This is a genomic window from Staphylococcus gallinarum (assembly GCF_000875895.1).
GTDB lineage: Bacteria > Bacillota > Bacilli > Staphylococcales > Staphylococcaceae > Staphylococcus > Staphylococcus gallinarum.
In genome coordinates this window covers 1-241 of the sequence record NZ_JXCF01000229.1, presented here as the reverse complement: position 1 = coordinate 241, position 241 = coordinate 1, and the positions used below count along the sequence as shown (strand labels likewise).

Here is a 241-nt window from a genome sequence, read left to right as displayed (position 1 = left end):
ATGCAACTCCTTTTTCACATCATCAAATTGCTTTTCTAAATCATGATATTTCTCTTCTGGTAAATGTGTAGCCTTATCTTTATTTTGATTAAACCACTTAGCAATCTGATTCACATTACTACCCAAATGACTTAAATCTTTGGCAATCGATTGTCGCGTTTCTTTGTCTAATTTTGGCGACACTAATCGACTGCCTTGTGCCTTTTTCTTAACGAAATTAGGCACTGTCATATTCAAAGTT

1 protein-coding gene is annotated in these 241 nt (G+C 34.0%); it reads right to left on the bottom strand.

The window, feature by feature from the left end; all coding sequences use genetic code 11:
* On the bottom strand, nt 1-241 hold a 241-nt coding region (mobC, locus tag SH09_RS14220), incomplete at both ends, for a plasmid mobilization relaxosome protein MobC (RefSeq protein ID WP_042740246.1).